Consider the following 18,514-nt stretch of genomic DNA (forward strand, 5'->3'; position numbering starts at 1 on the left):
TCATGCCCGAATACGTTAATTGGCTTCGTCACGCTTCGCCTTACATCAATGCCCACCGCGATTGCACCTTTGTCGTCATGCTCCCCGGCGATGGAGTGGAGCACCCGAATTTCGGCAATATCGTCCACGACCTGGTGCTGTTGCACAGCCTTGGCGTACGGCTGGTGCTGGTTCACGGTTCCCGTCCGCAAATTGAAACCCGCCTCGCCGCGCGCGGTCTGACCCCGCATTACCATCACGGCATGCGCATCACCGATGCCGCGACGCTGGAGTGTGTGATCGATGCGGTTGGTCAGCTGCGTATCGCCATTGAAGCGCGCCTGTCCATGGATATGGCCTCGTCGCCGATGCAGGGCTCGCGCCTGCGGGTGGCCAGCGGCAATCTGGTCACGGCGCGGCCGATTGGTGTGCTCGAAGGCGTGGATTATCACCACACCGGCGAAGTACGTCGTGTCGATCGCAAAGGCATCAATCGCCTGTTGGACGAGCGCTCCATCGTGTTGTTGTCGCCGTTGGGCTACTCGCCGACCGGTGAGATCTTCAATCTCGCCTGCGAAGACGTCGCCACCCGCGCGGCCATCGACCTGGGCGCGGACAAGTTACTGCTGTTCGGCGCCGACCTGGGCTTGATCGACGAAAACGGTCGTCTGGTGCGTGAATTGCGTCCGCAACAAGTACCGGCGCATTTGCAGCGCTTGGGCAACAACTATCAGGCTGAGCTGTTGGATGCGGCGGCTGAAGCGTGCCGGGGCGGCGTGGCGCGCAGCCATATCGTCAGTTATGCCGAAAACGGTGCACTGCTGACCGAACTGTTCACCCGCGACGGGGGCGGTACGCTGGTGGCGCAGGAGCAATTTGAAATTGTGCGCGAAGCGGCGATTGAGGATGTCGGCGGTTTGCTGGATTTGATCAGCCCGCTGGAAGAACAGGGGATTCTGGTACGTCGCTCCCGTGAAGTGCTGGAACGTGAGATCGAGCAGTTCAGCGTGGTGGAGCGCGAAGGCATGATCATCGCCTGTGCGGCGCTGTATCAGATTGCCGATTCGGACGCAGGGGAGCTGGCGTGTCTGGCGGTGAACCCGGAATACCGCCATGGCGGGCGCGGTGATGAGCTGCTGGAACGCATCGAAACCCGTGCCCGGGCCCAGGGATTGAAAACCCTGTTCGTGCTGACGACCCGTACCGCTCACTGGTTCCGCGAACGCGGGTTTGTGCCGAGCAGCGTCGAACGCCTGCCGTCGGCGCGGGCTTCTCTGTACAACTATCAGCGTAATTCGAAGATCTTCGAAAAAACCTTATAACCGTGGCGCCCCCTTCGCGAGCGGGCTCGCTCCCACAGGAGATCTCCAGTGTATGCAGATCCAGTGTGGGAGCGAGCCTGCTCGCGATCGGCTGCGTAGCAGCCGCCAACAATCACTCAGCGACAAACTTCGCACTGACATACGCCGAATAATCCGGTAGCACCGTTTCAACCTTCCCCTGCTCCTTCAAGAACTTCGCCGTCTGGCCAATCGCCTTGGCCGTGCCGCCATCCAATAGAGCGGTGGTCTGCTGCGTCTTGGCATCCGGGAACGTAGAACCGGCCAACAACTCCGGTACATCGACCGCGTTGGCACCGGTCAGTTTGGCGATTTTCTGCACGGGCACTGAATCGGCGGTCCAGCTGTCTTTATGCGCGGCGTAGTCGGCGAACGAGTCCAGGGTGACCTTGGCAAATTTGGCCACCACCTCAGGATGTTTTTCGGCGTAATCCTTACGCGCGACCCAGACTTCAAACGTCGGCGCCCCCCACTGACCGACCTGCGCGGCATCCGTCAACGTCTTGCCTGTCTTGCGAATTTCCCCCAGCGCCGGCGACCAGACAAACGCGCCATCAATATCACCACGCTTCCACGCTGCCGCGATCTCCGCCGGCTGCAAATTCACCACTTTGACTTTCGAGGCGTTCAGGCCCCAGTGCTTCAGTGCGCCGAGCAAACTGTAGTGAGAGGTTGAAACGAAGGGGGTGGCGATGGTCTTGCCGATCAGATCTTGCGGATTGTCGATACCGCTCCCGTTGCGCACCACTAGGGCTTCAGCCGCATTGATCTGGGCTGACACGATGAACGCGACTATCGGCAGATTGCGCGAGGCGGCCGCGGCCAAAGGACTGGAGCCGAGGTTGCCAATCTGAACATCACCGGAAGCGATGGCGGTCACCACTTCAGGGCCGCTGTTGAAGCGGCGCCAGTCAATTTTCTGGCCGATGGTTTGCTCATACAGGCCGTCCGCCTGAGGGACTTTGCTGGGGTCGATGCCGGTTTGATAACCCACAGTCAGGTTGACCGCTTGAGCGGAATGAGAAAATATCAGGGACACACAAACTGTAACAATTAGGCTGGATAGTTCGCGTCTGGTCGTCATGGCGTCGCCTTTCGGTGGGGGGTTGTTTCCGAATTGCTTCAAACGCTAAACGATCTAAAAAATGTCTAATAAATACCATTTGGTAATTAGCTTATGAGCTGGGGCCTCTATTCCGGGGCCGCGTGGGGTGCAGCGCTAAATTCCTAAAAGGTATGAGGAACGAATGGGCTCGTTCTTTGCAGATTTGTAACGAGCTCATGACCAACATGGACCAAAAAACGGGGGATTAGACCATGGTCGTAGACACACATAGTTACGATTGACTTGTGAGTCACGCTCTGGCGCTAATCGCGCATCTTAGGATCTTCGGCCATCGAACCGAGGCCAGGAACACAAGAATTAGAAACGAGAGGAGTTAGACAATGAACAAGTCCACCTTGGCCCTGGCCGTGGCCGTAGGGGTTTTGGCGCAGCAGGCAGGCGCCGCAGGTTTCATCGAAGACAGCAAGGCTTCCGTTAGTTCCCGCACCATGTATTACAACAACGATAACCGTGAAACCGGCCCCGATCAGAAAGAGAGCGCTGAAGGCCTCAAGTTCGATTACTTGTCTGGTTTCACTCAGGGTACTGTCGGCTTCGGTATCGACGCCCAGGCACTGGTCGGCATCCATCTGGACGGCGGCAAGGGGCATCACCCGGATAACAACACCTTCTTCCCAAGCGACAGCGATGGTTCGGCTGTGAACGAGTGGAGCCGCGCAGCGGCCAACGTCAAGGCGCGCATCTCCAAGACCGAAGCCCACCTGGGCGGCGCTATGCAACCGAACATGCCGATTCTGGTAGCGAACGATAGCCGCCTGCTGCCACAGACCTTTGACGGTGGCACCCTCTCCTCGAAAGAAATCGACAACTTGACCCTCAACGTAGGTCAGTTCGAACACGCGGCGGGTCGTGCCTCTTCAAACTCCTCCGGCCTGGCCGTGGCGGGCGGTACTGAGGCCAGTAACCAGTTCCGTTACGGCGGTGTTGACTGGAAGGCCACCAAAGACCTCACCCTGCAGTACTACCACTCGGAACTGAAGGATTACTACAAGCAGGACTTCCTGGGGATGGTTCACGTCTGGACGATCGATGCCAAGCAGTCGTTCAAGTCGGATTTTCGCTACTTCGACAGCAGCTCTAATGGCAAGAACGGCGACCCCGGTTTCCGCTTCAACAACAACAACGGTTTCGCCAGGACTCCGGGCGAGGTCGACAACAAGACCTGGAGCGGTATGTTCACCTACACCCTGGGTGGCAACGCATTCCTGCTGGGTCACCAGCGCGTGAGCGATGACGGTGGCTTCGTCTACCTGAACCAGGCCAACGTGGTTGATAGCAACGGTAATAACCAAGGTGAGGGCGGTGCCAGCTTCTACCTGTTCACCGATTCCATGATCAACGGTTTTGTCCGTGCCGGTGAAAACACCACCTTTGGCCAGTACTCCTATGATTTCGCGGCGCTGGGTGTGCCGGGCCTGAAAACCTCGATCGCCTACCTGCACGGCGATGACATCAAAGCAACGAACGGCACGGGCCCTGATGCGTCCGAGTGGGAGCGCGACATGCGGGTCGACTACACCATCCAGCAGGGCGCCCTCAAAGGTTTCGGTGTGACGGTGCGTAATGGCGTCTATCGCGGCAGTGAAGTCTCCAACAACCCCGATGTTGACCAGACTCGTGTGATCTTCAACTACACCTACAGCTTCTTGTAAAAAGCCGTCCAAAGAAGCCTCGCCTGCTGGCGAGGCTTTTTTTTGTTTGCGTATATTCCAATAACTGCTGTTGTGCGTATTTTTTATTCTTTTTGGTTTTTTTCGCAAGCACCTAAAGTAAGCCCCGTCCGGTACTCATCATGGGGCTCGGCTTTAGCACATTGATTCCCGACAGCAGAGCAGGTCAAGGAATGGGCGTTTTTGCCGATACCTCGAATCTGTGCTGCATAGGCATATTCCCAAACGGAATTAAAAAGAAACACAAAATTCTTTTTGGCTTTATTGAACTGTATCCTGCACCACCAAAACGACCGGGCTAGACAGCTCGGCAAAAATTGCGCGTCTTAGGATCCAGGGCGCTAGACCCAGGACCAGGACCACAAGCATTAGAAATGAGGAGCGAAACAATGAACAAGTCCACCTTGGCCATGGCTGTGGCCGTTGGGGTTCTGGCGCAGCAAGCAAGCGCCGCCGGTTTCATCGAAGACAGCAAGGCCACCCTGGGGCTGCGTAACTTCTACATCAACACCGATTACCGTGATGGTACGGGCCCGAACAAAAACGAAGAATGGGGCCAAGGCTTCGATCTGCGTTTCATCTCTGGTTATACCCAAGGCCCTGTCGGCTTCGGTATTGATGCAATCGGCCTGTTGGGCGTGAAGCTGGATTCGGGCGGCGGCACCAATGGCGCCACTGCAACCTCCTACGGCGGCACTGTTTTCCCAACCAAATCCAACGGCGAAGCGGTTGATGACTTCTCCAGCCTGGGCCTGACTGCCAAAGCCAAGATCTCCCAGACCGAACTGAAGCTGGGTACCCTGCAACCAAAACTGCCGGTCATCGTGACCAACGACGGTCGACTGCTGCCGCAGACCTGGCAGGGTGGCCAGCTCTCTTCCGGTGACATCAAGGACCTGACGCTGATCGGTGGCCAGATCGAAGCCGTTAAGGGGCGTAACTCCAGCAACAACGAGCAGATGTCCATTTCGGGTGCGAACACTCGTGGTCCCAAATTCCGCGACAGCAACAAGTTCAACTTTGCCGGCGGCGATTACAAAATCACCAAGGACCTGACGGCCCAGTATTACTACGGCAACCTGGAAGAGTTCTACAAGCAACACTTCCTGGGTCTGGTTCACAACTGGGCAATCGGCCCGGGCGTGTTGAAGTCGGATTTACGTTATTTCAACAGCTCTGATGATGGTGCCAACGGTCACGACCCGCTGTACTTCAGCACTGGCAACTACAACGCGCCGAGCGGTAAAGGTAAGGTCGACAACAACTTGTACAGCGGCCTGTTCCTGTACTCCGTTGCCGGTCATACCTTCGGTGGCGGTTACCAGGTCAGCAACGGTAGTAGCGACTTCCCTTTCCTTAACCAGGGTGACGGAGCGTCGGCTTACATCATCACCGACTCGCAAATCCAGAAGTTCGCCCGTGCTGGCGAACACACCTGGCAGGCACGCTACTTGTATGACTTCGCCACGGTCGGCGTACCTGGCCTGACGGCAGGTATGGTTTACCTGCACGGTGACGACATCGATACCGTTAACGCCAGCGGTGGAGAGGCGGCCAACGGCGCTTCCGAGTGGGAACGCGATCTGACCGTTGCTTACGTCCTTCAGCAAGGCCCGCTGAAGAACCTCGGCGTTACCTGGAAAAATGCGACCTGGCGTACAGACCTGCCGAACACTCGCACCCAGGATGAAAACCGTCTGATCGTCAGCTACTCGATCCCGCTGTTGTAATAGCGCTCGTGTAACAGAGACAAAAAAGCCCCGCCCGGCATCACGCCCGGCGGGGCTTTTGCGTTTCAAGGCGGGATCACCCCCGTAAACCCGTCTCGAAATTTCCTTCTTTTGCAGCACTCAAGGCCTTCTCGAACCTTGTGGGCGATGTTCGTCTCGTTGCCCGATCACGTCCAGTGAACAGATCTTTAATATTCATTTATGTTCTAAATAAATCGATATTTATTCTTTTTACTTATTCGCAAATGCAGGCACAGTCGAGCTCAACAAGCACTCATCAGGAGCAGCACCATGAGCCTCAGACTGGGCGATATCGCCCCCGACTTTGAACAGGATTCCAGCGCCGGCACCCTTCGTTTCCACGAGTGGTTGGGCGATAGCTGGGGCGTGCTGTTTTCCCATCCGGCGGACTTCACTCCGGTCTGCACCACCGAACTGGGTTTCACCGCCAGGCTCAAGGATGAGTTTGCCAGCCGTGGGGTGAAAGCCATTGCCCTGTCGGTTGACCCGGTGGACTCACACAACAAGTGGATCGAGGACATCAACGAAACCCAGAACACCCTCGTCAACTTCCCGATTCTCGCCGACGCCGACCGCAAGGTGTCGGACCTTTACGACCTGATCCATCCCAACGCCAATGACACTCTGACCGTGCGTTCGCTGTTCGTGATCGATCCGAACAAAAAGATTCGACTGACCATCACGTACCCGGCGAGTACCGGCCGCAACTTCCACGAAATTCTGCGGGTGATCGACTCGCTGCAACTCACCGACCACTACAAAGTGGCCACCCCGGCCAACTGGCAGGACGGTGATGAAGTGGTGATCGTGCCGTCGCTCAAGGATGAGGATGAAATCAAGCAGCGGTTTCCCAAGGGCTATCGTGCCGTTAAGCCTTATTTGCGTCTGACGCCTCAGCCGAACAGGTAAGCATTTTCAGCGTGGCTTGAATCGCCATCGCGAGCAGGCTCACTCCCACATTTGGAATGCATTTCCCTGTGGGAGCGAGCCTGCTCGCGAAGACGGCCTGACAGGCGCCGCAGTATTCAGATTCACAAAGCAGGGGATTTCAGGCCGTTTCGACGGCCTTTTTTTATACCTCGAAATCAGTGTTTGTATATATCTGAAAAGAATAACTAAATGAATAAATATGATTTAAAGATATATAAGTCACCTGTTAAGGTCACTCCCATCACAGCGAGATCGCAAACCGCGAATCGCCAACAACGGTCAAGGAATCATCTGAATGTTGGTCGTCTCACTCGGTGGCAGTCCCAGCCAACGCTCCCGTTCCGGGGTGTTGCTGGAACGCTCCCAACGCTGGTTACAGGAGCAAGGGGTGGAGGTGGTGAGTTACCAGGTTCGGGACTTCCCGGCAGAAGACTTGATGCATGCACGCTTTGACAGCCCCAAGGTCATCGACCTGCTACAACAGATTGAAAACGCCGACGGCCTGCTGATTGCCACACCGGTTTACAAGGCGTCGTTCTCGGGCGCACTGAAAACCGTGCTGGACCTGCTGCCGGAGCGCGCGCTCAGCCACAAGGTCGTGTTGCCGATGGCCACCGGCGGCAGCATCGCCCACATGCTGGCGGTGGATTACGCACTCAAACCGGTGCTGTCGGCGCTCAAAGCTCAGGAAATGCTTCACGGAATTTTTGCTGTAGACAGCCAGATCGCTTACGGCGAAGGCCGCGCCCAGGCGCAATTGGCGCCGGAGCTGGAGCAACGATTGAACGAGTCGCTGGAACTGTTTTTCAGCGCCATGGCGAGGCGGCCAAAGCCGCTCGACCCGAATCTGTTGAATGAACGTTTGTTGAGTGCTCGCTGGAGCATTTAAAGCTTTTTCATTTTTTAGTTTGAAAAGTCGCCGAGCGAAGCTCAGGCACTTTTCGAACAAAAAATCACCTTACTCAGCCGCCAACGGCTTAGCAGGTGCAGCCAAAACCTCACTGCAAAAAGGAGAGCGCTATGCGCACTGTCATTTTGCGTCGTGGTCTGGTCGCTCTGTTTGTTGCGGCTGTGTCCTTCGGCGCCATTACTCAAGCTCAAGCCGAGACCTTGCGAATCGGTTATCAAAAGTACGGCACCCTGGTGCTGCTCAAAGCCAAAGGCACGCTGGAAAAACGTCTCGCCGCCCAAGGCGTGGACGTGCAATGGACTGAATTCCCCGGTGGCCCGCAACTGCTCGAAGGCCTGAACGTCGGCTCCATCGACTTCGGCGTGACCGGCGAAACCCCGCCGGTATTTGCTCAAGCTGCGGGTGCTGATCTGCTCTACGTCGCCTACGAACCACCGGCGCCACACAGCGAAGCGATCCTGGTGCCGAAGGACTCGCCGATCAAATCGGTGAAGGACCTCAAGGGCAAGAAAGTCGTGCTCAACAAAGGCTCCAACGTGCACTACCTGTTGGTACGTGCGCTGGAGGACGCCGGCCTCAAATACACCGATATCCAGACCGTGTTCCTGCCGCCGGCCGATGCCCGCGCTGCCTTTGAACGTGGCAGCGTCGACGCCTGGGTCATCTGGGACCCGTACCAGGCCGCCGCTGAAAAACAACTGCAAGCGCACACCCTGCGCGACGGCCAGGGCATCGTCGACAACCATCAGTTCTACCTCGCAAGCAAACCTTACGCGCAGAAAAATCCTGAGGTGATCAAGACCCTCGTCGAAGAAGTGCGCGCAGTCGGTGAATGGTCCAAGGCCAATCCCGAAGACGTCACCCAACAGGTTTCGCCACTGCTCGGCTTGCCGGCGGACATCACCCTGACCTCGATGAAACGCCAGGGCTTCGGTGCGTTGTTCCTCACCCCTGAAGTGGTCGCCGCGCAACAGAAAATCGCCGACAGCTTCTACGAGCTCAAGCTGATTCCGAAGCAGCTGAGCATCAAAGACGTGATCTGGACGCCACCGGCAGCCGTTGCCCAAAGCTCAGTAACCAAAGCGCAGTAATTCGATTCCCTGAAGGAGACCACTCCATGAGCCTCAATATCTTCTGGTTCCTGCCTACCCACGGCGACGGCCATTACCTTGGCACCGCCGAAGGCGCTCGCGCCGTTGACCACGGTTACTTGCAACAAGTCGCGCAAGCGGCGGATCGTCTGGGTTTCGGCGGGGTGCTGATTCCTACCGGTCGCTCCTGCGAAGACTCGTGGCTGGTGGCCGCGTCACTGATCCCGGTGACCCAGCGGTTGAAGTTTCTTGTTGCGCTACGCCCCGGGATCATTTCCCCGACGGTGGCGGCGCGTCAGGCAGCAACGCTGGATCGTCTGTCTGGCGGTCGTGCGTTGTTCAATCTGGTCACCGGCGGTGATCCGGAAGAATTGGCCGGCGACGGTTTGTTCCTCAGCCACGAAGAGCGCTATCAGGCCTCGGTGGAATTCACCCGCATCTGGCGTCGGGTGCTGGAAGGCGAAACCGTTGATTACGACGGTCAGCACATCAGCGTGAAAGGGGCGAAGTTGCTCTATCCGCCGATCCAGCAACCGCGTCCACCGCTGTACTTCGGCGGCTCGTCGGAAGCGGCACAAGACCTCGCGGCAGAGCAAGTGGAAATGGTCCTGACCTGGGGCGAACCACCGGCCGCCGTTGCCGAGAAGATTGAACAAGTGCGCGCCAAAGCCGCGAAGCTGGGTCGTACTGTGCGCTTCGGTATTCGTCTGCATGTGATCGTTCGTGAGACCAATGCCGAGGCGTGGCAAGCGGCTGACAAACTGATCTCGCATCTGGACGACGACACCATCGCCCGCGCTCAGGCCTCTCTGGCGCGCTTCGATTCCGTCGGCCAGCAGCGCATGGCCGCACTGCATGGCGGCAGCCGCGACAACCTCGAAGTCAGCCCCAACCTGTGGGCCGGTGTCGGTCTGGTGCGTGGCGGTGCTGGTACTGCATTGGTTGGCGACGGTCTGACCGTGGCGGCTCGTGTGAAGGAATACGCGGATTTGGGCATCGACACGTTCATCTTCTCCGGTTATCCACACCTTGAAGAGTCGTACCGCGTGGCCGAATTGCTGTTCCCGCACCTCGACATTGAGCGTCCCGAGTTGCCGAAAAGCGCGGGTTACGTCAGCCCGTTTGGTGAGATGGTCGCCAACGACATTCTTCCCAAAGCTGCGTCCCAGAGCTGAGGCGTGCCATGAAGAAAATTATCCACAGTCTTGCGCCCTGGGCGTTGCCGGTGTTGTTGCTTGCGGTGTGGCAGTTGTCGGTGTCGGCGGGTTGGTTGTCAACACGGATTCTGCCGGCACCCATCGCGGTGATCGAGGCCGGCGTCAGTCTGGTGCGCAGCGGCGAAATCTGGACGCACCTGGCAATCAGTGGCTGGCGCGCTGCGCTGGGCTTCACCATCGGCGGCAGTATCGGTCTGGCGCTGGGCTTCATCACGGGCCTGTCGAAATGGGGCGAACGCCTGCTCGACAGTTCGGTGCAGATGATCCGCAACGTGCCGCATCTGGCGCTGATTCCTCTGGTGATTTTATGGTTTGGCATCGACGAGTCGGCGAAGATTTTTCTGGTGGCGTTGGGCACATTGTTCCCGATCTACCTCAACACGTATCACGGTATCCGCAACGTCGATCCAGCACTGGTGGAGATGGCACGCAGTTATGGCTTGTCCGGTTTCAGCCTGTTTTGCCAGGTGATCCTGCCGGGCGCGTTGCCTTCGATTCTGGTCGGCGTGCGCTTCGCTCTGGGCTTCATGTGGCTGACGCTGATCGTTGCGGAAACCATCTCCGCCAGTTCCGGCATCGGTTATCTGGCGATGAACGCCCGGGAGTTTTTGCAGACCGACGTGGTGGTGCTGGCGATTCTTCTGTACGCGGTACTCGGCAAACTGGCCGACCTCGCGGCCCGTGGGCTTGAGCGTGTATGGCTGCGCTGGCACCCGGCTTATCAGGTTGCCAAAGGAGGTGCGGCATGACGGCTCAACAACCTCCACGCCTGCTGCGCGGGATTCCGCTGGTGGTGCGCAAACTGCAAAAAACCTTTGGCTCGCGGCAGGTGTTGCGCGAGATCGACTTGCACATACCGGCGGGCCAATTCGTTGCGGTCGTCGGTCGTAGTGGCTGTGGCAAAAGTACCTTGTTGCGCCTGCTGGCCGGTCTCGACCAACCCACGGGCGGTTTATTGCTCGCCGGTGCCGCGCCGCTGAGTGACGCGCGGGAAGACACGCGTTTGATGTTTCAAGAAGCGCGTTTGTTGCCCTGGAAAAAGGTCATCGACAACGTCGGCCTCGGGCTCAAGGGCAACTGGCGGCCACAAGCACTGGAAGCGCTGGCGTCAGTCGGTCTGGCCGATCGCGCCACTGAATGGCCTGCCGCCTTGTCCGGTGGACAGAAACAGCGTGTGGCCCTGGCTCGGGCGCTGATCCATCAACCGCGTTTGCTGTTGCTCGACGAACCGCTGGGTGCACTGGACGCCCTGACCCGAATTGAAATGCAGCAACTGATCGAGCGGCTCTGGCGCAAGCACGGCTTCACCGTGTTGCTGGTGACCCACGACGTCAGTGAAGCAGTGGCGATTGCCGATCGGGTGATCCTGATCGAAGAGGGTGAAGTCGGCCTCGACCTGCTAGTGGAACTACCGCGCCTTCGGGTTCGCGGCTCGCATCGGCTGGCGGCGCTGGAAACCCAAGTGCTCAATCGTGTGCTCGAACTGCCCGGCGAACCGCCGGAACCGGAACCCGTTTCACCCTTGCCCACGCAATTGCGTTGGGCTCATTAACCGAACTTATTCAACGACAGGAATCAAGCTCATGACTATCAAGGCCATCAACGTTCGCAACCAATTCAAAGGCTCCATCAAGGAAATCGTACTGGGTGACGTGCTGTCGGAAATCGACGTGCAAACCGCGTCCGGCATCGTCACTTCGGTGATCACCACGCGCTCGGTGAAAGAGCTGGAACTGGTGGTTGGCAGTGAAGTGATCGCGTTTGTGAAATCCACCGAAGTGTCGATCGCCAAGTTGTAAGCCTGTGGGCAAACAACAACCCCGGAGGGTGTGAGCCCTTCGGGGTTTTTTATGTCAGGGCTCGGGGGCGCAGCGCCAACCCGTTTCAGGCGCGTAGGTGCCGAGTGATGACAGCACGCGCGGGTCGCTGAACAGGTCGCCGGCAGTTGGGTCAATGTCTGCCGGCAACAAGGGCAGGCCGGTTTGCCGGGGCAGTGTGGAGTAGTCGATCTGCCACGGGGTTTGCCCGCCATGGTGACGGCCAAAGGATAACTCCGTCGTGAGCAATTGGTGTGCAGCCGCAGCGTTCATGTGATCACGCAGATGACCGCCGAGGGCCAACGTGACAACCCGGCTGGCGGCGAATAGAAAGTAATCGCCGGCCAGCACCAGGCAGGCAACCCGCGTTGGATCATCGGCGGCCTGCAACCATTGACCGCGACAGATGCCGCGAGAGTCGGGCAGTCGCTCCCAGACTTCGTAGTAGTCATCGTCCAGGGCGGTTTCGATCAGGCGCTCACTGGTTTCAAAGTGCATGCGCCCGATGTCTTGCCCGGCGCTGTCAGGTTGATAGTCCAGTTTGCGATGCCACTGGCAAATGTCACCCTCGACCTCGGTCACACCGGCGAAGCCCTTTTGTTCGCTTAAGGTCAACAGGTCCGTGTGATTGAGCTGTTCCAGGGGCAGCGCCGGGAGCGCGGCGGGCGGGATGCGCAGGTCGGCAAACAGGCGTGGGGTTTGCAGCCAGTACACCGCTGTTTCACTGTCGGTGCGCCCGGACTGGAAGGCGATCAGGCGTCGTTTCCACACGCCAAGGTAGTTGTCGGGTACGTGCGCCATGAACAGAACACCTCGTTGCGTTATATGTCGCGCCTGGCCAAGTACGGCGGCAGGTACAGGCCCAGATAAGCATCAAATACACGCATGCCTTCTTCGGCCATGCGTGGCGTGATCTGGCCGTGTTGTTGCACCGAGCGTGCGTAGACGCGATCGCCGAGCTCCATGGCCAGGGCAAACACGTCGACGTCCGTGGGCAGCTTGGGCAATTCGAAGTGGTGATCGAAGAGCTTGTGCATCAGGTCGCCCAGTTCGATGTCGTGCTGGCGGTCGGCCTGGGTGACTTCGGTCAAGCCATGCTGGGCGAGGATCAATTGGCGGGCGGCGGCGTCTTCACTGTAGATCGCGAGCATGCGTTGCTCCACCAGTCGTGACAGGTCACGCCAGCCGCTGAGGGCGTCGTGATCGATGGGCGCTTGCAGGCAGGCGCGGAACGCGGCGTGGACGTCGGCCGTCAAGGCTTCAAGCAGTGCCGGGACACTGGCGAAGAAGTGATAGACGGAGGAGGGCGGGATCTCCGCGCGCTCGGCGACGCTGTAGATCGACAGACTTCCCACGCCCTCGGCGGCCAGCAGCGTACGGGCGGCATCGAGTATCGAATCGATCCGGGCCTGGCTGCGGGCGCGGGGTTTGCGTGGGGTGGCGAGTCGGGTCATTGAAGTCTCCTGCGGGGGCAGCGGGCATTGTACGAGCAGGGTTTGATGTTGTCTGCCAGGACGCCATCGCGAGCAGGCTCACTCCCACAGTTGATCTCCGGTGAATATAAATTCTGTGTTCACAGTAAATCCCCTGTAGGAGTGAGCCTGCTCGCGATCCGCCGAAGGCGGCCATAAAAAAACGCCGCAAGCTGTAAAGCCGGCGGCGTTGTTTTTTACTGCAACCACTTACACGGTATGCAGGTACCAGTTGTACTCAAGGTCGGAGATGGAGTGTTCGAACTCCTCCAGCTCGCTTTCCTTACAGGCCACGAAGATATCGATGTATTTCGGATCGATGTACTTGGCCATGACTTCGCTGTCGTCCAGCTCGCGCAGTGCATCGCGCAGGTTGTTCGGCAGGCTCTGCTCGTTTTGCTCGTAGCTGTTGCCTTCGACCGGAGCGCCCGGCTCGATCTTGTTGGTCAGGCCGTGATGTACGCCTGCCAGGACCGAAGCCATCAGCAGGTACGGGTTGGCATCGGCGCCGGCAACACGGTGTTCGATGCGCACGGCATCGGAGGAACCGGTTGGAACGCGGATCGCCACGGTGCGGTTGTCCAGGCCCCAGCATGGCGAGTTCGGCACGTAGAACTGTGCGCCGAAACGACGGTAGGAGTTAACGTTCGGGCAGAGGAAAGCCATCTGCGCGGGCAGGGTCTCGAGCACACCGCCGATCGCGTGACGCAGTGCGGCGTTCTGCTCGGGATCCTCGCTGGCAAAAATATTCTTGCCATCTTTATCAAGAATCGAGATATGGACATGCAGACCGTTGCCCGCCTGGCCCGGGTAAGGCTTGGCCATGAAGGTGGTGTCCATTTCATGGTCGTAGGCGATGTTTTTGATCAGACGCTTGAGCAGGACCGCGTAGTCGCAGGCCTTGATCGGGTCGGCCACGTGGTGCAGGTTGACTTCGAATTGCGCCGGGGCGCTTTCCTTGACGATCGCGTCGGCAGGGATGCCTTGCTCTTTCGCACCTTCCAGAATGTCCTGGAGGCAGTCGACGTATTCGTCGAGGTCGTCGATCAGGTAGACCTGAGTCGAATGCGGGCGTTTGCCGGAGATTGGCGAGCGCGGCGGTTGTGGGCGGCCGTTCACGTTCTCCTGATCGATCAGGTAGAACTCCAACTCGAAGGCCGCGCAGATGGTCAGACCCATCTCGTCAAACTTGGCGACCACTTGACGCAGGACTTCACGGGGATCCGCGAAGAAAGGGTCACCTTCGAGTTCGTGCATGGTCATCAACAGTTGCGCGGTAGGGCGCTTCTGCCAAGGCTCGTTGCACAGGGTGTCAGGGATTGGATAGCAGATTCGGTCAGCATCACCGATGTCCAGGCCCAGGCCGGTGCTTTCCACCGTCGAGCCATTGATATCCAGAGCAAATAGAGAGGCCGGCAGGTTGATGCCTTTCTCGTAAACCTTGTGGAGGCTGGTGCGTTCAATGCGCTTGCCGCGCACCACACCATTCATATCCGCAATCAGAAGGTCAACGTACAGAACCTCAGGATGTTCCTTAAGGAACGCGTTCGCTTCGTTAAGCTGAACGGCACGCGGGGGTACCGACATGATGCAACACCTTTGTTGTTAAAAATATCAATCATTGAACACTTCGGATTCCAGTCAACCCGAACGGCATGCCGAAGTCAAGCGAGGCCTTTTTTGCCCTAAAAAAGCGCTCGTAAGGCTTTTTTGAGGCAGTTTGGGGCGTTTTTATGCCTTTGAACGCTTTAGCTGCCGCGGGCTTGAGCGGGGCGTGTTGTATTTTTTACGGGGGTGTTGTGTAAAAAAATGAACAAGGCTAAGCTCGATTCAAACCCATAACACCAATAATACCGGGGTGCTTCATGTCTCGCCTGCCGTTAATCGGCGTCACCGACTGCTCTAAGCTCATCGGTCTGCATGCTTATCACATCAGTGGCGACACCTACGTCCGCGCAGTGGCCTCAGCGCCTGCGGACCGGGCGGTAATCCTGTCATCCATGACGGATCGACTGTCTCCGTCCGATATTCTGGACGGCCTTGATAGCACCCCCATTACGGTTACTTCATTCAATATAGAACCGATTCACAATAGCGGCCCGACTATCGCTTGTGATGCCGCACGCCTGGCGTTTGCCGCACCGTGCGAAAAATCACGATAGCCTGTCGAAGACACCCGTTTTAACGCGACGCCGATGCGTCAACCATTGCCTGACGCAAGCAAGCGGCAGGAAACTCAAAGCCTAGAGGCATTTATGAGTAACAACCTCGACCAGCTCACCGATTGGTTGAAAGACCACAAGATCACAGAAGTCGAATGCATGATCGCCGACTTGACCGGGATTACCCGTGGCAAGATCTCGCCGACCAACAAGTTCATCGCTGAAAAAGGCATGCGCCTGCCCGAAAGCGTTCTGTTGCAGACAGTGACCGGCGACTATGTCGAAGACGACATCTATTACGAACTGCTCGACCCGGCCGACATCGACATGATCTGCCGCCCCGACCAGAACGCCGTATTCCTCGTGCCGTGGGCCATCGAACCGACCGCCCAGGTGATCCACGACACCTACGACAAGCAAGGCAACCCGATCGAGCTGTCGCCGCGCAACGTGCTCAAGAAGGTCCTCAAACTCTATTCCGACCGCGGCTGGCAACCCATCGTGGCGCCGGAAATGGAGTTCTACCTGACCAAGCGCAGCGACGACCCCGACTACCCGCTGCAACCCCCGGTTGGCCGCTCCGGGCGTCCGGAAATCGGTCGTCAGTCGTTCTCGATCGAAGCGGCGAACGAATTCGACCCACTGTTCGAAGACGTCTACGACTGGTGCGAGTTGCAGGAGCTGGACCTCGATACGTTGATCCACGAGGACGGCACGGCGCAGATGGAAATCAACTTCCGTCACGGCGACGCCTTGTCCCTGGCCGACCAGATCCTGGTGTTCAAACGCACCATGCGCGAAGCCGCGCTCAAGCATGACGTGGCGGCGACTTTCATGGCCAAGCCCATGACCGGCGAGCCAGGCAGTGCGATGCACTTGCACCAGAGCATTATCGACATCGAAACCGGCAAGAACGTCTTCTCCAATGAAGACGGGACCATGAGCCAACTGTTCCTGCACCACATCGGTGGCTTGCAGAAACTGATCCCCGAGCTGTTGCCGCTGTTCGCCCCGAACGTGAACTCGTTCCGCCGCTTCCTGCCAGATACTTCGGCACCGGTGAACGTGGAGTGGGGCGAAGAGAACCGCACCGTGGGCCTGCGGGTTCCGGATGCCGGCCCGCAAAACCGTCGGGTGGAAAACCGCCTGCCGGGCGCCGACGCCAACCCGTACCTGGCGATTGCCGCGAGCCTGCTCTGCGGCTACATCGGCATGGTCGAAGGCCTCAACCCGAGCGCGCCGGTGGTGGGCCGTGGCTATGAACGCCGCAACCTGCGCCTGCCGCTGACCATCGAGGACGCGCTGGAACGCATGGAAAACAGCGCAACCATCGAGAAGTACCTGGGCAAAAAATTCATCACTGGCTACGTCGCGGTCAAGCGGGCCGAGCATGAAAACTTCAAGCGCGTGATCAGTTCGTGGGAGCGCGAGTTCCTGCTCTTCGCCGTCTGATACGCCGGGCGCCGTCGTAGTCGGGCGGCGCTTTCACCTGATTTTTTTTAGGAGATTTGTATGACCAGCAATAATCCGCAAACCCGTGAATGGCAAACCCTGAGCAACGATCACCACCTGGCCCCGTTCAGCGATTTCAAGCAGCTGAAAGAGAAAGGCCCGCGGATCATCACAAACGCCAAGGGCGTTTACCTGTGGGACAGCGAAGGCAACAAGATACTCGACGGCATGGCCGGTCTGTGGTGTGTAGCGATCGGTTACGGTCGTGATGAACTGGCCGATGCCGCCAGCAAGCAAATGCGCGAACTGCCTTACTACAACCTGTTCTTCCAGACCGCTCACCCGCCGGTACTGGAACTGGCCAAGGCCATCGCCGACATCGCACCTGAGGGCATGAACCACGTGTTCTTCACCGGTTCGGGTTCGGAAGGCAACGACACCATGCTGCGTATGGTTCGTCACTACTGGGCGATCAAGGGCCAGCCGAAGAAAAAAGTCATCATCAGTCGCAAGAACGGTTATCACGGTTCCACCGTGGCCGGCGCGAGCCTGGGTGGCATGACGTACATGCACGAACAAGGCGACTTGCCTATTCCGGGCATCGTCCACATCGCGCAGCCGTACTGGTTCACCGAAGGCGGTGACATGACGCCTGAAGAGTTCGGCGTCTGGGCGGCCAATCAGCTGGAAGAGAAGATTCTGGAAGTCGGCGTGGACAACGTCGGTGCCTTTATTGCCGAGCCGATCCAGGGTGCCGGCGGCGTGATCATTCCGCCAGACATCTACTGGCCGCGCATCAAGGAAATCCTCGCCAAGTACGACATCCTGTTCGTGGCGGATGAAGTGATTTGTGGTTTTGGCCGCACCGGTGAGTGGTTCGGTACCGATTACTACGACCTCAAGCCCGACATGATGACCATCGCCAAAGGCCTGACGTCCGGCTACATCCCTATGGGTGGCCTGATCGTGCGTGACGAAGTGGTCGAGGTGCTCAACGAAGGTGGCGATTTCAACCACGGTTTCACCTATTCCGGGCACCCGGTGGCCGCTGCGGTGGCACTGGAGAACATCCGCATCCTGCGCGAAGAAAAAATTGTCGAACGCGTACGCACAGAAACGGCACCCTATTTGCAGAGTCGCCTACGAGAACTGAACGATCATCCCCTGGTGGGTGAAGTGCGCGGGGTCGGTCTGTTGGGGGCCATCGAACTGGTTCAGGACAAAGCCACTCGCAAACGTTACGAAGGCAAGGGCGTCGGCATGATTTGCCGCCAGTTCTGCTTCGACAACGGCCTGATCATGCGCGCCGTGGGCGACACCATGATCATTGCTCCGCCACTGGTGATTACACCGGCTGAAATCGATGAGTTGGTGGCCAAGGCACGCAAGTGTCTGGACCTGACCCTGAGTGCGTTGCAGGGCTAAGTGCTAGGCTCTGAGCGGGTGTGACGTTACATTTCGCTCAGAGCAAACAAAGGAGGGGTCTTTCCTTGAAAGCCTGCCTTGGATCTTGCCAGACTACCGGTTGTTTCAGATGCCCAGGAAAGGCCGCTGAGCACGTGGTTAAAAAGAAAAAATTGGAGCATTACCGATGAAG

The 18,514-nt window shown here is 58.2% G+C and carries 16 protein-coding genes and 1 pseudogene; 13 read left to right on the forward strand and 4 right to left on the reverse strand.

Features of this window, described 5'->3' with window-relative positions:
• The first annotated feature begins 2 nt into the window (after positions 1 to 2).
• Complete coding sequence (gene argA, locus KGB06_RS17575; protein WP_223517847.1) at positions 3 to 1,301, forward strand: amino-acid N-acetyltransferase; 1,299 nt, start codon at positions 3 to 5, stop codon at positions 1,299 to 1,301.
• 112 nt (positions 1,302 to 1,413) lie between these two features.
• Here argA and tauA read toward each other — a convergent pair whose 3' ends face one another.
• Positions 1,414 to 2,403 (reverse strand): taurine ABC transporter substrate-binding protein, encoded by a 990-nt coding sequence (tauA, locus tag KGB06_RS17580; RefSeq protein ID WP_223517849.1) that lies wholly within the window; start codon positions 2,401 to 2,403, stop codon positions 1,414 to 1,416.
• Positions 2,404 to 2,765: 362 nt separating this feature from the next.
• Here tauA and KGB06_RS17585 point away from each other — a divergent pair, with 362 nt between their 5' ends.
• The 9 genes from KGB06_RS17585 (at position 2,766) to KGB06_RS17625 (ending at position 11,813) form a co-directional block, all read left to right on the forward strand.
• A complete protein-coding gene (locus tag KGB06_RS17585) occupies positions 2,766 to 4,097 on the forward strand; it encodes an OprD family porin (protein ID WP_223517852.1) in 1,332 nt (443 codons plus the stop codon).
• A gap of 407 nt (positions 4,098 to 4,504) precedes the next feature.
• On the forward strand, positions 4,505 to 5,845 hold the full coding sequence (locus KGB06_RS17590) for an OprD family porin (RefSeq protein WP_223517853.1): 1,341 nt from the start codon (positions 4,505 to 4,507) through the stop codon (positions 5,843 to 5,845).
• A 291-nt stretch (positions 5,846 to 6,136) separates the two neighbouring features.
• Positions 6,137 to 6,775 carry a peroxiredoxin gene (locus KGB06_RS17595; RefSeq protein ID WP_223517855.1) on the forward strand — a complete coding sequence of 213 codons (639 nt, stop codon included), beginning with the start codon at positions 6,137 to 6,139 and terminating at the stop codon, positions 6,773 to 6,775.
• A gap of 316 nt (positions 6,776 to 7,091) precedes the next feature.
• Positions 7,092 to 7,685: an NADPH-dependent FMN reductase gene (gene ssuE / locus KGB06_RS17600; RefSeq protein ID WP_223517857.1), complete on the forward strand. Its 594-nt coding sequence runs from the start codon at positions 7,092 to 7,094 to the stop codon at positions 7,683 to 7,685.
• A gap of 131 nt (positions 7,686 to 7,816) precedes the next feature.
• Positions 7,817 to 8,797 carry a sulfonate ABC transporter substrate-binding protein gene (locus KGB06_RS17605; RefSeq protein ID WP_223517859.1) on the forward strand — a complete coding sequence of 327 codons (981 nt, stop codon included), beginning with the start codon at positions 7,817 to 7,819 and terminating at the stop codon, positions 8,795 to 8,797.
• A 26-nt stretch (positions 8,798 to 8,823) separates the two neighbouring features.
• Complete coding sequence (gene ssuD, locus KGB06_RS17610) at positions 8,824 to 9,972, forward strand: FMNH2-dependent alkanesulfonate monooxygenase (protein WP_223517860.1); 1,149 nt, start codon at positions 8,824 to 8,826, stop codon at positions 9,970 to 9,972.
• Positions 9,973 to 9,980: 8 nt separating this feature from the next.
• A complete protein-coding gene (gene ssuC, locus KGB06_RS17615) occupies positions 9,981 to 10,763 on the forward strand; it encodes an aliphatic sulfonate ABC transporter permease SsuC (RefSeq protein ID WP_223517861.1) in 783 nt (260 codons plus the stop codon).
• A complete protein-coding gene (ssuB, locus tag KGB06_RS17620) occupies positions 10,760 to 11,566 on the forward strand; it encodes an aliphatic sulfonates ABC transporter ATP-binding protein (RefSeq protein WP_223517862.1) in 807 nt (268 codons plus the stop codon). Before ssuC ends, ssuB begins: the two co-directional genes overlap by 4 nt.
• Before the next feature lie 31 nt (positions 11,567 to 11,597).
• Entirely contained in the window at positions 11,598 to 11,813 is a 216-nt protein-coding gene (locus KGB06_RS17625) for a molybdopterin-binding protein (protein WP_003229256.1), read from the forward strand.
• A gap of 54 nt (positions 11,814 to 11,867) precedes the next feature.
• On the opposite strand, the gene KGB06_RS17630 is transcribed toward KGB06_RS17625, so the two are convergent.
• The 3 genes from KGB06_RS17630 to KGB06_RS17640 all read right to left on the reverse strand — a co-directional run bounded on the left by KGB06_RS17630 (position 11,868) and on the right by KGB06_RS17640 (position 14,890).
• Complete coding sequence (locus tag KGB06_RS17630; protein ID WP_223517863.1) at positions 11,868 to 12,632, reverse strand: hypothetical protein; 765 nt, start codon at positions 12,630 to 12,632, stop codon at positions 11,868 to 11,870.
• A 20-nt stretch (positions 12,633 to 12,652) separates the two neighbouring features.
• A complete protein-coding gene (locus tag KGB06_RS17635) occupies positions 12,653 to 13,285 on the reverse strand; it encodes a TetR/AcrR family transcriptional regulator (protein ID WP_223517864.1) in 633 nt (210 codons plus the stop codon).
• Between the two features lie 228 nt (positions 13,286 to 13,513).
• Positions 13,514 to 14,890: a glutamine synthetase family protein gene (locus KGB06_RS17640; RefSeq protein WP_007897683.1), complete on the reverse strand. Its 1,377-nt coding sequence runs from the start codon at positions 14,888 to 14,890 to the stop codon at positions 13,514 to 13,516.
• Between the two features lie 278 nt (positions 14,891 to 15,168).
• Here KGB06_RS17640 and KGB06_RS30125 point away from each other — a divergent pair.
• The 3 genes and pseudogenes from KGB06_RS30125 to KGB06_RS17655 form a co-directional block, all read left to right on the forward strand.
• Positions 15,169 to 15,268, forward strand: a pseudogene (locus KGB06_RS30125) (gamma-glutamyl-gamma-aminobutyrate hydrolase family protein); the annotation flags it as partial.
• A gap of 290 nt (positions 15,269 to 15,558) precedes the next feature.
• Positions 15,559 to 16,917, forward strand: a complete 1,359-nt coding sequence (locus KGB06_RS17650) for a glutamine synthetase family protein (protein WP_223517865.1) — start codon at positions 15,559 to 15,561, stop codon at positions 16,915 to 16,917.
• Between the two features lie 60 nt (positions 16,918 to 16,977).
• Positions 16,978 to 18,342 (forward strand): aspartate aminotransferase family protein, encoded by a 1,365-nt coding sequence (locus tag KGB06_RS17655; protein ID WP_223517866.1) that lies wholly within the window; start codon positions 16,978 to 16,980, stop codon positions 18,340 to 18,342.
• Positions 18,343 to 18,514: the final 172 nt, after the last annotated feature.

Origin of the sequence: Pseudomonas sp. GL-B-19 (assembly GCF_019956415.1) — a bacterium.
Taxonomy (GTDB): Bacteria; Pseudomonadota; Gammaproteobacteria; order Pseudomonadales; family Pseudomonadaceae; genus Aquipseudomonas.